The organism is Kineococcus aurantiacus (assembly GCF_013409345.1).
In the GTDB taxonomy this organism is placed as follows: domain Bacteria; phylum Actinomycetota; class Actinomycetes; order Actinomycetales; family Kineococcaceae; genus Kineococcus; species Kineococcus aurantiacus.
Genome location: NZ_JACCBB010000001.1, coordinates 2,396,038 through 2,408,863, shown reverse-complemented (window position 1 = coordinate 2,408,863; position 12,826 = coordinate 2,396,038). Strand labels below are relative to the sequence as shown.

The following is a 12,826-nucleotide window of genomic DNA, read 5'->3' as shown; positions in this document are numbered from 1 at the left end:
CGCCGCGCCCGCGCCCTAGCATGGGGGCCGACAGGTGGACGGGGCACGCGCGAGCAGGGGGGCAGGTCTGGACGGGGCAGGCCGCAGCACGGGCGAGCAGCTCGTCGCCGACCGCTACGTCCTGGACCGCGAGCTGTCGGTGGCCCACGGGTCCGACGGCGCGCAGCGCGGCACGCGGGACTACCTGGGCCGCGACCTGACCCTCGACCGGCCCGTGCGGGTGCGCACCCTGGAGGTCAGCGACCCGCGCGCGGAGGAGTTCCTCGACGCCGCGCGGCGCGCCGCCATGATCACCGACCCGCGGGTCCCGCGGATCCTGGACGCCGGCACGGACCTGTCCGAGGGCGTCCCGCCGTCGGTGTACGTCGTCGAGGAGGCCGTCGAGGGCCGGACGATGACGGAGCTGCTCCAGGGCGGCCCGCTCAAGCCGGCGGCCGTGCGCGCGCTGGTGGGCGAGGTCGCCGGTGCCCTCGACACCGCGGCCCGGCGCGGGCTGCACCACACGCGCCTGACCCCCGACGACGTCCTGCTGGGCCCCGACGGCCTCGTGCGGGTCCGCGGGGTCGGGGTGGAGGCCGCGCTCGACCCGGACCCGCCGGCGGTGTCGGCCTCGCGCGCGGCGGCGCTGGCCAACCGCAGCGACGCCGTGGCGCTCGTGGCGCTCGTGTACGCCGGGCTGGTGGCCCGCTGGCCCCGCGTCGAGGGCGTGGCCGCGTACGCCGCCCTGCCCGCGGCGCCCGACGCCGACGGGCGGCCGGTGCCGCCCAAGGACGTGCGCCCCGACGTGCCCAACGACCTGGACACGCTGTGCGCGGTGACGTTCGGCCCGCACGAGGACGGCCCCCGCGACCCGGCCGAGCTGGCGCTGCAGCTGGCGCCGTGGTCGATGGACGTCTGGGACGAGACGCTGCGCCGCATGCGCGGGGAGGCCGCGACGGCCGCCGTGCGGGGGCGCCTGAAGAACCGCGAGGAGGTCGTCCCCGAGGCCGAGCCGCCCGTGCCGTTCACGCGGCCGCACTCCACGGCCAGGCCGCCGCGCGACGACTCGCGCCTGGTGCTGGCCCTCGTGGGCGCCGTCGTGGTGGTGGGGCTGGTGCTGGCCGTGTGGCAGCTCGCCTCCATCGGGGTCCCGCGCCCCACGTCGCCGGCCACGCCCAGCGCGCCCGTGTCCGCCCCGGCGGCCACGACGCCCGGCACGGCCCCCGCCCCCGCCCCGACGTCGGCCCCGCCGGCGGTCACCGCGGGCCCGGTGCCCGTCGTCGCCGTCTCGGCGGTGGACCCGCAGGGCGGTGGTGAGTCCTCCGAGACCGCCGGGCGGGCCGTCGACGGCGACCCGGCCACGGCGTGGCAGAGCCAGCGGTACAACTCGGCCGCCTTCGGCGGGCTGAAGGACGGCATCGGGCTGCTCCTGGACCTCGGGGCCCCCGTCGACGTCACCTCGGTGGCGCTGACGGCGGGCGGCGAGGGCGGCGCGGTGTCGCTGCTGGCCGCGCCCGGGGACACCCCCGACGGGGCGCAGCCCGTCGCCGCGGCCCCCGCCGCCGGGGGTCAGCAGTCGCTCACCCCGGCCCAGCCGGTGCGGGCCCGCTACCTGACGGTCTGGTTCACGCAGCTGCCGACGACCGACGGCGCCTTCCGCGTCGCGGTCGCCGAGATCGCCGTCACGGGGACCCCGGTCCCGTGACCGGCGCGGGCGTCCCGGACCCGCGCACCGACGCCGAGCTCGTCGCCGCGCACGTCGCGGGCGACCCGGAGGCGTTCGGCGAGGTCGTCCGCCGCCACCGGGACCGGCTGTGGGCGGTGGCGCTGCGCACCACGGGCGACCGGGAGGAGGCCGCCGACGCCGTCCAGGACGCGCTCGTCTCGGCGCTGCGCGCCGCCGACCGCTTCCGCGGGGACTCCGCCGTGACGACGTGGCTGCACCGGATCGTCGTCAACGCCTGCCTGGACCGCGCGCGCCGGCGGGCCGTGCGCCCCACCCGGCCGCTGGAGGAGGAGACCGGGTCCGGCGACGACGGCGTCCGCACCGGGGCCGCGCTGGCCGTCGTGGACGACGCCACCCCGCACGTGGAGGCGCAGCTGGACGTGACGGCGGCGCTGGCGCGGCTGCCGGAGGCGCAGCGGGCGGCGCTGGTGCTGGTCGACATGTACGACGTCCCGGTCGCCGAGGCCGCGCAGGTCCTGGGGGTGGCGGTCGGCACGGTGAAGTCCCGCTGCTCGCGCGGACGGGTGACGCTGGCCGGGTTGCTGGGCCCGGGACGGAACCCGTGAGGGTGGTGGGACGTCGTAGTGCCGGTTCCCCGAGGCGGGTTCCACGACGCAGGAGGAGGGTCCGCGGTGGGTGAGTTCGACGACGCTGAGCTCGACGCGCAGGAGCGCCGCGTGCGCGACCTGCTGCGGGGCGCGGCCGACGTCGGGCCCATGCCGGCGGACGTCGTGGCGCGGGTCGAGCGGGCCCTGGCCGCGGCGGCGGCGCCGACGCCGGTGGCCTCGCTGGCCGCCCGCCGCCGCCCCCGCGTCCCGCGGGTGTTCGCCGCCGCGGCCGGGCTGGTCGTGGCGGCGGGCGCGGGCGTGGTCGCGCTGGACCAGCTGCGGACCGGCGCGGACGAGGCCGGGTCGGCCTCCTCCGCGGCGGCGGGCTCGTCCGCGGGCGACTCGGCGGCCGCGCCGCTGCCGCCGGACGTGCAGGTCCTGCGCAGCGGCACCGACTACACCGACGTCGCGGCCGTGCAGGACCTCGGGGAGGAGTCCGTCGGGGCGGGCGCGCAGGAGGACGCCGGGCGTGGGCGGCCGGACCTGCTCAGCGCCCCGCAGGGCGAGGCGTCGGCCTCCAGCGATCCCGCGCAGCGGCCGCAGGCCGAGCACGCGGTGGCCTGCACGTCCCCGCTGGGCGTCGACCCGGCGTCGGTGGTGGCCGTGGAGATCGCGGCCTGGCGCTCGCGGCCGGCGGCGTTCGTCGTGCACACGACGCCGACGGGCGGCGAGGTCGTCGTGGTGGCGCTGGACTGCACGCCCGGGGACGAGGCCCTGAGCACGGTGCCGGTGCCCTCCTGAGGCCCCTCGCGCGGGAACACTGGACCCCTACGATCGGTTGAGCAGTCAGCACGGCACCCCGGGCAGCGGGGTCCGGCACCGATCGAGGGAAGCAGGTCCGCACAGGTGAGCACCACCAACGAGATCCGCAACGTCATCGTCGTGGGCTCGGGGCCTGCCGGGTACACCGCCGCCCTGTACGCGGCCCGTGCGGAGCTGCGGCCGCTGGTCTTCGAGGGCTCGGTGACCGCCGGCGGTGCGCTCATGAACACCACCGAGGTCGAGAACTTCCCCGGCTTCCCCGGCGGGGTCATGGGCCCGGACCTCATGGACAACATGCGCGCCCAGGCCGAGAAGTTCGGTGCGGAGCTCGTGACCGACGACGTCGTCGACGTCCGCCTCGACGGTGACGTCAAGGAGGTCACGACCGGTGGCGGCCAGACCTACCGCGCCCACTCCGTGATCCTCGCGCTGGGGTCGGCGTACCGCGAGCTCGGGCTGCCCGACGAGAAGCGGCTGTCCGGTCGCGGCGTCAGCTGGTGCGCCACCTGCGACGGGTTCTTCTTCCGCGAGCAGGACATCGTCGTCGTCGGCGGCGGTGACTCCGCGGTCGAGGAGGCGACGTTCCTGACGCGCTTCGCCCGCACGGTGACGATCGTGCACCGCCGCGGCGAGCTGCGCGCCTCGCGCATCATGGCCAAGCGCGCCGAGGAGAACCCGAAGATCCGGTTCGCGTGGAACTCCGAGGTCGTCGGCATCACCGGTGAGGAGCGGGTCGAGGGCCTGACGCTGCGGGACACCGTGACGGGCCAGACCCGCGAGATCGCCGCGACGGCGCTGTTCATCGCCATCGGCCACGAGCCCCGCACGGACCTCGTGAAGGGCCAGGTCGACCTGGACGAGAACGGCTTCGTCCTCGTCGAGGGCCGCTCCACCCGGACGAACCTGCCCGGCGTGTTCGCCGCGGGCGACGTCGTCGACCACGAGTACATGCAGGCCATCACCGCCGCGGGCATGGGCTGCTCGGCCGCCCTGGACGCCGAGCGGTACCTCGCCGCCCGCGGTGACGCCGGGCTGGAGCAGCCCGCCCGCGAGGAGACCGACCCGGCGGTGCCCACCGCCGAGACCGTCGCCCGCCCCCAGCTCTGATCCCCGAGAACCCAGGAGGAACACCGTGAGTGCCACCGCCGCCGTCACCGACGACACCTTCGACGCGCAGGTCCTGCAGTCGGACAAGCCCGTCCTCGTCGACTTCTGGGCGCCCTGGTGCGGCCCGTGCCGCCAGGTCGCCCCGATCCTGGAGGAGATCGCCGCCGAGCACGGCGAGAAGCTGACCGTGGTGAAGGTCAACACCGACGAGAACCCGCGCATCGCCGCGAAGTACGGCGTGACGTCGATCCCGACGCTCAACGTGTACTCCGGCGGTGAGGTCGTGAAGACGATCATCGGCGCGCGGCCCAAGCCCGTGCTGCTGAAGGAGCTCGAGGACTTCGTCGACTGACGACGGGTCCCCCCGACGGCCGGTACCCCCTTGGGGTACCGGCCGTCGTCACGTGGGGGCCACCCCGGTGAGGGTGGGCAGGCGCACGCTGCCCAGGAGTCGTTCGAGGGCGGCTTCGACGTCCTCGCGCCACGACAGCGCGTTCTTCAGCTCCAGCCGCAACCGCGGGTACCGGTGGTGGGGCCGGACCACCGTGAACCCCACCGACTCCAGCAGGTGCCCCGGCAGCACGCACGGTTCCCCGTGCTCGTGCGCGGACTCCCCGCTGCCGTCGCCCCCCACCGCGGCCGGCCCGCCGCCGAAGACCTCCACGGCCTTCGCCCCGCGCTGCGTGAGGTCCTTCGCCGCGCCCTGCAGCAGCATCCGCGCCAGGCCCTCACCGCGGAAGGCCGGTTCGATCCAGCCCGTCGTGAGCAGCACCGCGTCCCCCGACACCGGCGAGGTCGGGAACCGCGTCGAGGACGGGACGTACTCCGGCGGGGCGTACATGACGAACCCGACGGGCTGGTCGTCGACGTAGACGAGCCGCCCGCAGGGCCCCCACTGCAGCAGGACCGTGGAGACCCACGCCTCCTTCTCGAAGTCCGGGTAGCCCGCTTCCGCCGCGCGCTGCGCCGCGGTCTCGTCCAGCTCCCAGAAGACGCACTGCCGGGACTGCTTGGGCAGGTCCGCGACCGTGTCGAGCGTCAGCGGCGCCATGCGACGACCCACCGGGCGGGCCTCCCGTCTCGAGCGAAGGTTGTGCGGGGCGTTCCCTTTCACCGGTGCGCCCGGCGCACCCGGGGTGGCAGGCTCGTGGTGAGCTCCGCACCCGGAGCGACCATCTCACAGTGCCGTCACGCTGAGCCACAGGAGGCCGCCATGAGCCAGTACCCGCCGACCCCGAGTCCCGGTGACGCGCACCCCGCGTCCGCCGCGGCCGGGGCCGGGGCGGCTGCTGGCTCCCGCCTGGACCGCTGGGTGGGCACCTACGCCCGGCGCACGGCCTCGATGACGGCCTCGGAGATCCGCGCCCTGTTCGCCGTGGCGAACCGGCCCGAGGTCGTGTCCCTGGCCGGGGGCATGCCCTACCTGCCGGCCCTGCCCCTGGACGCCCTCGCCGACCTCACCGCGCGCCTGGTCGCCGAGAAGGGCGCCGTCGCCCTGCAGTACGGCTCCGGGCAGGGCGAGGAACGGCTGCGGGAGCAGATCGTCGAGGTCATGAGGCCGCAGGGCATCGAGGCCCACCCCGACGACGTCGTCGTCACGACGGGGTCCCAGCAGGCCCTGGACCTGGTCTCGCGCGTCTTCCTCGACCCCGGGGACGTGGTGCTGGCCGAGGCGCCCAGCTACGTGGGGGCGCTGGGGGTGTTCCGCAGCTACCAGGCGCAGGTCGAGCACGTCCCCCTCGACCACGACGGGCTCCAGCCGGCCGCGCTGGAGGAGGCCCTGACGCGGCTGGCGCGCGCGGGGAAGCGGGTGAAGTTCCTCTACACCGTGCCCAACCACCACAACCCCGCGGGCGTGACGCTCTCGCTGGGACGCCGCCACGAGGTGCTGGCCATCGCGCGGCGGCACGGCCTGCTGGTCCTGGAGGACGACCCGTACGCCCTGCTCGGCTTCGACGGCGACCCGCTGCCGGCGCTGCGCTCGATGGACGCCGACCACGTCGTGCACCTGGGGTCCTTCTCCAAGACGTTCGCCCCCGGGTACCGCGTCGGCTGGGCCGTCGCCCCGCACGCCGTGCGGGACAAGCTCGTCCTGGCCTCGGAGTCGGCGATCCTGTGCCCGACGTCCTTCGGGCAGTTCGCGATCGCCGAGTACCTGTCCTGCCACGACTGGCTGGGCCAGGTGAAGGTCTTCCGGGAGCTGTACCGGGAGCGGCGCGACGCCCTGCTGGCCGCGCTGTCCGCGCACCTGCCGCATGCGACCTGGACCCACCCCCGCGGCGGGTTCTACGTGTGGCTGACCCTGCCCGAGGGGCTGGACAGCGGGGCGATGCTGCCGCGCGCGGTCACCGGCCGCGTCGCGTACGTGCCCGGGCGCGCCTTCTACGCCGACGGGACGGGTCAGCGGTTCCTGCGGCTGTCGTACTGCTTCCCGACGGCCGAGCGGATCACCGAAGGCGTGCGCCGGCTGGCCGGTGTCGTGCGAGACGAGCTGGAGGTGGTCCAGATGTTCGGGCCCACGGCTCCCCGCGCCGGCCGCCCCGCGGTCGACGGGCCCGGCCCGGAGCTGGCGTGAACGACGTGAGCGTCGCCGTCCTGGCCGGCGGGCTGTCCCACGAGCGCGACGTCTCGCTGCGCTCGGGGCGGCGGGTCGCCGAGGCGCTGCGTTCCTCCGGGTTCGACGTGAGCGTCCTCGACGCCGACGCGCACCTGCTGCCGCGGCTGGCCGCCGACCGGCCCGACGTCGTGTGGCCCGTGCTGCACGGCGCCATCGGGGAGGACGGTGCCCTGCGCGACGTCCTGGAGGTCCTCGGGGTGCCCTACGTCGGGTCCGGGCCCGCGGCGTGCCGGCTCGCGTGGGACAAGCCCATCGCCCAAGCGCTCGTGCAGGCGGCGGGCATCGCGGTGCCCCCGTCCCTGGCGCTGCCGCAGGCGACGTTCCGCGACCTCGGGGCGCAGCCCGTGCTGGCCGCGGCCGCCGACTGGGCCGGTTTCCCGCTCGTCGTGAAGCCCAGCCGCGGGGGGTCGGCGCTGGGCGTCGCGGTGGTCGGTGACACCCGGGACCTGGCCCGGGCCGTGGTCGACGCGTTCGCCTACGGCGACACCGCCGTCGTGCAGCGCTTCGTCCCGGGCACCGAGGTCGCCGTCTCCGTCGTGGAGGTCGCCGGCGAGCTGCACGTCCTGCCCGCGGTCGAGGTCGTCGCCGACGGCGGGGCCTACGACTACGCGGCCCGCTACACCGCGGGGGCGACCGAGTTCTTCGCCCCCGCGCGCCTGAGCCCCGCCGTCGCCGAGCGGGTCGCCGGGGCCGCCCGCCGGGTGCACGGGACGCTGGGCCTGCGGCACCTGTCCCGCGTCGACTTCATCGTCCCGGCCTCGGGCGACCCGGTCTTCCTGGAGGCCAACGCCGCCCCCGGGATGACCGAGACGTCCCTGCTGCCCCAGGCCGCCGCAGCGGCCGGGATCGCTCTCGACGTCCTGTACCGCGGGATCGTCGAGAGCGCCCTGCGCTAGTTCGCGCTGCCGAGCAGCCGCAGGATCCGGTCGAGGTCCTCCTCGCCGGCGAAGTCGACCGTGAGCCGACCCCGGGTGCGACCCATCGTGATCTTCACCCGGGTGTCGAGCCGGTCCGCGAGCTGCGTGGCGCGCGCCTCCAGCTCGGGCTGCGGCTGGACCGGGTTGCGGCGGCGCGGGGCGGTCTCGGCGTCGCCGAGGGCGATCATCTCCTCCACGGCTCGGACCGAGAGCCCCTCGGCGACGACGCGCTGCGCGAGGCGTTCCATCGCCGCGCCGTCCTCCAGCGACAGCAGCGCCCGCGCGTGGCCGGCGCTGAGGACACCCGCCGCCACCCGGCGCTGCACCAGGGGCGGCAGCTTCATGAGGCGCAGCGTGTTGCTGATCTGCGGCCGGGAGCGGCCGATGCGCGAGGCGAGGTCCTCGTGGGTGCAGCCGAAGTCCTCCAGCAGCTGCTGGTAGGCCGCCGCCTCCTCCAGGGGGTTCAGCTGGCTGCGGTGCAGGTTCTCCAGCAGCGCGTCGCGCAGCAGGTCGTCGTCGGCGGTCTCCCGGACGATCGCGGGGACGGTGGCGAAGCCGGCCTCCGTCGTGGCGCGCCAGCGCCGCTCCCCCATGACGAGCTCGTAGCGCGGCGAGCCGTCCTCGGCGGCCGCCACGGGCCGGACGACGATGGGCTGCAGCACGCCGATCTCGCGGATCGAGTGCACGAGCTCGGCCAGGTCGTCCTCGTCGAACACCGTCCGCGGCTGCCGCGGGTTCGGCGTGATGGCCGCGACGGGGATCTCCGCGAAGCGGGCGCCCGGGACGTCCACGAGGTCGTCAGCGGCCACGAGGGACGCTGCCGCCGCCTCGGCTGCCGCCTGCGGCTGTTCGGGCTCCTGGGGGGCGTCCACGGCTTCCGGGAGGAGCTCCTGAACCGCCGGCGCCTCGGGCGCCTCCTGAACCGGGACGTCGGTCGTCACGACAGCCAGGTCGCCGACGCGCTCCTCGTGGGCCTCCTCGACGACCGGCTCCTCGACGGGACGCTGGTCGAAGAAGACGTCGAACGGGCGGGCCGCCGGCCGCATGGCGGGCGGGACGGTGGACGTCCCGGCACCGGTCCGGTTCGCCGTGGTGGTCGCCGGTCCCCCGCTGGGGATGAGGGCACCGAGCCCACGGCCCAGACCACGTCGCTTGTCGCTCACGCTCCACCTTCCTTCGACGCGGTACCGCGTCGTGTCGCCAGGCCGTCCGTCCACCGCGCCCACGGGTCAGCCACCGCGGGCGGCGCGCCCACGCCAGCATCCCCCTCGACCTCGGCACCCTCGTGCACGCCACGCTGGGCCATTTCGCGCGCCGCCTCCAGGTAGGCCAGCGCCCCCGAGGACAGCGGGTCGTAGGCCATGACCGTCTGGCCGTGGCTGGGCGCCTCGGAGATGCGCACCGACCGCGGGACCAGCGAGCGCAGCACCTGCTCCCCGAAGTGCTGCCGGACCTCCTCGACGACCTGCGCCGCCAGGCGCGTGCGGCCGTCGTACATGGTCAGCAGGATGGTCGTGACGGCCAGGTCCGGGTTGAGGTGCTCCTGGATGAGTTCGATGTTGGCCAGCAGCTGGCTCAGCCCCTCCAACGCGTAGTACTCGCACTGGATGGGGATCAGCACCTCGGGCGCCGCGACGAAGGCGTTGATGGTCAGCAGCCCCAGGCTGGGCGGGCAGTCGATGAGGACGTAGTCCACCCGCCGCTCACCGGCCTGCGCGAGCCCCTTGAAGTACTTCGCCACCGCCCGCTGCAGGCGCGACTCACGGGCGACCATCGAGACGAGCTCGATCTCCGCGCCGGCCAGGTCGACGGTCGCGGGGGCGCACCACAGGTCGGGCGCCTCCTCGCACTTCTGCACGACCTCCCCCAGCGGCTTGCCCTCGACGAGCACCTCGTACATGCCCGGGACGCCCGAGTGGTGGTCGATGCCGAGGGCGGTCGAGGCGTTGCCCTGCGGGTCCAGGTCGAGGACGAGCACCTTCAGGCCCGCCGCCGAGAGCGCCGAGGCGAGGTTGACCGCCGTCGTCGTCTTCCCCACGCCACCCTTCTGGTTGGCGATCGTCATGATGCGCGTCTGGGTGGGACGGGGGAACCGCTCGACCGCGCGCGCCGGGGGCGTTTCACGTGAAACGGGCGCGGGAACCTGGTCTTCAACCTCGAAGCTCTCCTCCGACTCCGGCGCGGTCTCCGGGAGTACCTCGTGGAGCTGGACGACGGGCGCCAGCGTTTCACGTGGAACATCGACGTCGGGAGCGTCGAGGAGAGCCACGGTCGGCTCGGCGTCGCCGGGCGTCGACGGGACGTCGGCGGGCGGAGCAGACTGAGACACCTCGACCGTTTCACGTGAAACACCGAGGGTCGTCTCGATCGGGGTGTCTTCGACCGCAGCGGGCGCGGCCAGCTCGGCTGGCTCGACCGGCTGAACCGGAGCGGCCGGCTCGACCGGAGCGGTCGGCTCGACTGGAGCGGTGGTTTCACGTGGAACGACGGCGACCTCCGGCTCGGCGATCGTCTCCGTTTCACGTGGAACATCGGTGGCCGGGTGCGCCGAGAGCCACCCCAGCTGCCCGTGGTTCCCCGTTGCGGGTCGCCCGAACCAGCCCAGCTGCGTCACGCGTTCGTTCCCTTCCATGGATCAACGGCGCCGAGCGCGCGGCGACCGACGTTTCGGAGTCGTGGGCGCCGAGGGAGAACGCAGAGGCCCGTGTCCCCGCGCGACGCGGACGACGGTGGTGCCGGACTCCTCGTCCGGACCCACCCGGAGGACTTCCGGCGTCTCGGTGATGCCCATCGCCTGCAGTGTCCCCGCCGCGGCGGCGATCTCCTCGGAGGCGCTCCGGCCCTTGATGGCGATGAGGTGCCCACCGGTCACCACGAGCGGCAGGGCCCAGCCGTACAGGGTCGCCAGCGGCGCGACGGCCCGGGCGGTGACGACCGAGGCGGAGAACTCGCCGCGCACGTCCTCGGCTCGTCCCCGGGCCACGGCCACCTGGTCGCGCAGGTCCAGCTCCGTGATGGCCTCGCGCAGGAAGGCGTACCGGCGCTCCAGGGGCTCGACGAGCCGCACCTGGACGTCAGGGCGGGCCAGCGCCAGCGGGATGCCCGGTAGCCCCGCACCGGACCCGATGTCGATCACCGACGCGCCCTCGTCGATCACCTCGCCGAGGTAGGCGCAGTTCAGCAGGTGGCGGTCCCACAGGCGCGGCACCTCCCGCGGACCGATCAGGCCCCGCTCGACACCGGCACCGGCGAGCAGGTCGCGGTAGACCTCGGCCTTGCCCGCGCGATCCCCGAAGACCCGGGTGATCTCTTCGACGGGGACCACTGCGGAGTCCCCCGGAACGACGGAGGGCGGTGGTGTTCCACGTGGAACACCACCGCCCTCAGGCACTTCATCCGACACCCCGTCACCCTATCGGCCGGGGGGCGGACGTCAGGTCACTCGTCCGTGGCCTGTGCATCCTCACCGGTCGTCGCCGCCGGGGTGGGCAGCACGACGACGCGGCGGCGCGGCTCCTCCCCCTCGGACTCGCTCGCCAGGCCGGCCGCGGCGACCGCGTCGTGGACGACCTTGCGCTCGAAGGCCGGCATCGGGTCGAGGCGCTCGGCGGTGCCGCTCGCCTGGACGCGGGCGACGACCTCCTGGGCCAGGCGGACCAGCGCGCCCCGCTTGGTGGAGCGGTGACCGGCGACGTCCAGCATCAGGCGCGTGCGGTCGCCGGTCTGCGCCTGGACGGCCAGCCGGGTGAGTTCCTGCAGCGCGTCGAGGACCTCACCGTCGTCCCCCACGAGGCGCTTGAGCGCGGGCGTCCCCGCGTCGTCGGCGACGATCGCGACCGAGGCGCGGCCGTTCTCGATGTCGATGTCGATGTCACCGTCGAGGTCGACGATGTCGAGGAGCTCCTCGAGGTAGTCGGCGGCGATGTCGCCCTCCTCCTCGAGACGGCTCTTCGTCGACCCCTTGCGACGGGGTTCCTCGGTCGTCTCGACGTCGGTGGTCGTCACCGGGGTCGCCTCGACCGCGTCCGTCGTGTCGTTCACACGTCCTCCTGGCTGGTGTGGCGGTGGAGCTGGTCTGTGGGGGTCGTCAGCGGTTGGGGCCCTGGCTCGACCGCGAGCCGCCCGGACGGCGCTGCTCGCGGCTGTTGCCGCGCTTGGGCTGCTGGCGCTGCCGCCGGGCCGGGGCCGCGGTGGTGTGCTCGGCCGTGGTCCCGGTCCCGTTCGCCGCCGGGGTGTCCGTGCTCAGGACCTGCCCGCGCCGGGCGGCACGGCGGGCGCGGCGCTCCTCCAGCTCCTTCTCGGCGAGAGAGCCCGGGTTCGGCATGCGGCGGATGACGAAGAACTGCTGCCCCATGGACCAGACGTTGGTCGTGAGCCAGTAGAGGAGGACACCGATGGGGAAGTTGACGCCCGAGACCGCGAAGATGATCGGCAGCACGTAGAGCATCAGCTTCTGCTGCTGCGCGAAGGGGTTGCCCTCCATCGAGGCCGAGGACGTGTTCTTGGCCATCAGCTGCTTCTGCGTGACGAACTGCGACGCAGACATGAGGACGATCATCACGGCCGTCAGGACGATGGCGTTCCAGTCGCCCGAGCCCCACGACTTCATGAAGACGTCGGACAGCTGAGCGCCGAAGATCGTCGCCTGGTCGGCCTGGTCGACCAGCGTCTGGTCCAGCGGGCCGATCGTCTTGCCCTGACCGATGCCGTTCAGCGTGTGGAACAGCGCCAGGAAGATGGGCGACTGGAGCAGGATCGGCAGGCAGCTCGCCATCGGGTTCGTCCCCGACGTGCGGTACAGCGCCATCATCTCCTGCTGCATGGCCTGCCGGGACGCCGGGTCGTTCTTGCCCTTGTACTTCTGCTGGATCTTGCGCATCTCCGGCTGGATGACCTGCATCCCGCGCATGGCCTTGATCTGCTTGACGAACAGCGGGATCAGGAGGATGCGGATGACGACCACGAGGCCGACGATGGACAGCGACCAGGCGGCCCCACCGGCCGGGTCGAACCCGATGAGGGTGAAGAGGTCGTGGAACCGCACCATGATCCACGCCACCACCCACTGGATCGGGTGCAGCAGGGAGTAGAAGAAGTCGATCATCGGGCG

At 74.4% G+C, this 12,826-nt stretch carries 13 protein-coding genes; 7 read left to right on the top strand and 6 right to left on the bottom strand.

Annotated features, from left to right (window positions below):
• The first annotated feature begins 34 nt into the window (after nucleotides 1–34).
• The 5 genes from BJ968_RS11695 to trxA all read left to right on the top strand — a co-directional run bounded on the left by BJ968_RS11695 (nucleotide 35) and on the right by trxA (nucleotide 4,534).
• A complete protein-coding gene (locus tag BJ968_RS11695; protein WP_179752004.1) occupies nucleotides 35–1,684 on the top strand; it encodes a protein kinase family protein in 1,650 nt (549 codons plus the stop codon).
• Entirely contained in the window at nucleotides 1,681–2,271 is a 591-nt protein-coding gene (gene sigM, locus BJ968_RS11690) for an RNA polymerase sigma factor SigM (RefSeq protein ID WP_179752003.1), read from the top strand. The genes BJ968_RS11695 and sigM overlap by 4 nt, the downstream gene beginning before the upstream one ends.
• Nucleotides 2,272–2,337: 66 nt before the next feature.
• Complete coding sequence (locus tag BJ968_RS11685; RefSeq protein WP_179752001.1) at nucleotides 2,338–3,054, top strand: hypothetical protein; 717 nt, start codon at nucleotides 2,338–2,340, stop codon at nucleotides 3,052–3,054.
• Nucleotides 3,055–3,159: 105 nt separating this feature from the next.
• Entirely contained in the window at nucleotides 3,160–4,182 is a 1,023-nt protein-coding gene (trxB, locus tag BJ968_RS11680; protein ID WP_343077977.1) for a thioredoxin-disulfide reductase, read from the top strand.
• A gap of 25 nt (nucleotides 4,183–4,207) precedes the next feature.
• The gene (gene trxA / locus BJ968_RS11675; protein WP_179751999.1) at nucleotides 4,208–4,534 is read left to right on the top strand and encodes a thioredoxin; all 327 of its coding nucleotides are present in this window, start codon (nucleotides 4,208–4,210) and stop codon (nucleotides 4,532–4,534) included.
• A 48-nt stretch (nucleotides 4,535–4,582) separates the two neighbouring features.
• Here trxA and BJ968_RS11670 read toward each other — a convergent pair whose 3' ends face one another.
• Nucleotides 4,583–5,233: a GNAT family N-acetyltransferase gene (locus tag BJ968_RS11670; protein ID WP_218885010.1), complete on the bottom strand. Its 651-nt coding sequence runs from the start codon at nucleotides 5,231–5,233 to the stop codon at nucleotides 4,583–4,585.
• Between the two features lie 162 nt (nucleotides 5,234–5,395).
• Between BJ968_RS11670 and BJ968_RS11665 the strand changes: the two genes are divergently transcribed.
• Together BJ968_RS11665 and BJ968_RS11660 are read left to right on the top strand one after the other, a co-directional pair.
• Nucleotides 5,396–6,757, top strand: coding sequence for an aminotransferase-like domain-containing protein (locus BJ968_RS11665; RefSeq protein ID WP_179751995.1), 1,362 nt, complete (start codon nucleotides 5,396–5,398; stop codon nucleotides 6,755–6,757).
• Nucleotides 6,754–7,695 (top strand): D-alanine--D-alanine ligase, encoded by a 942-nt coding sequence (locus BJ968_RS11660; protein WP_179751993.1) that lies wholly within the window; start codon nucleotides 6,754–6,756, stop codon nucleotides 7,693–7,695. Before BJ968_RS11665 ends, BJ968_RS11660 begins: the two co-directional genes overlap by 4 nt.
• Here the strand turns inward: BJ968_RS11660 and BJ968_RS11655 are convergent.
• The 5 genes from BJ968_RS11655 to yidC form a co-directional block, all read right to left on the bottom strand.
• Entirely contained in the window at nucleotides 7,692–8,879 is a 1,188-nt protein-coding gene (locus BJ968_RS11655; RefSeq protein WP_179751991.1) for a ParB/RepB/Spo0J family partition protein, read from the bottom strand. The genes BJ968_RS11660 and BJ968_RS11655 overlap by 4 nt on opposite strands.
• Nucleotides 8,876–9,940 carry a ParA family protein gene (locus BJ968_RS24565; RefSeq protein WP_425491569.1) on the bottom strand — a complete coding sequence of 355 codons (1,065 nt, stop codon included), beginning with the start codon at nucleotides 9,938–9,940 and terminating at the stop codon, nucleotides 8,876–8,878. Before BJ968_RS24565 ends, BJ968_RS11655 begins: the two co-directional genes overlap by 4 nt.
• Before the next feature lie 411 nt (nucleotides 9,941–10,351).
• Complete coding sequence (gene rsmG, locus BJ968_RS11645; RefSeq protein WP_343077976.1) at nucleotides 10,352–11,041, bottom strand: 16S rRNA (guanine(527)-N(7))-methyltransferase RsmG; 690 nt, start codon at nucleotides 11,039–11,041, stop codon at nucleotides 10,352–10,354.
• Between the two features lie 113 nt (nucleotides 11,042–11,154).
• Nucleotides 11,155–11,721 (bottom strand): Jag family protein, encoded by a 567-nt coding sequence (locus tag BJ968_RS26620; RefSeq protein WP_343078254.1) that lies wholly within the window; start codon nucleotides 11,719–11,721, stop codon nucleotides 11,155–11,157.
• An 82-nt stretch (nucleotides 11,722–11,803) separates the two neighbouring features.
• The gene (gene yidC, locus BJ968_RS11635) at nucleotides 11,804–12,820 is read right to left on the bottom strand and encodes a membrane protein insertase YidC (protein ID WP_179751985.1); all 1,017 of its coding nucleotides are present in this window, start codon (nucleotides 12,818–12,820) and stop codon (nucleotides 11,804–11,806) included.
• Nucleotides 12,821–12,826 lie beyond the last annotated feature (6 nt).

What these genes read in the sequence shown, in the direction of transcription:
- BJ968_RS11670 (WP_218885010.1), bottom strand. Translation starts at nt 5,233, where the DNA reads ATGGCGCCGCTGACGCTCGACACGGTCGCGGACCTGCCCAAGCAGTCC.
- yidC (WP_179751985.1), bottom strand. Translation starts at nt 12,820, where the DNA reads ATGATCGACTTCTTCTACTCCCTGCTGCACCCGATCCAGTGGGTGGTG.
- BJ968_RS11665 (WP_179751995.1), top strand. Translation starts at nt 5,396, where the DNA reads ATGAGCCAGTACCCGCCGACCCCGAGTCCCGGTGACGCGCACCCCGCG.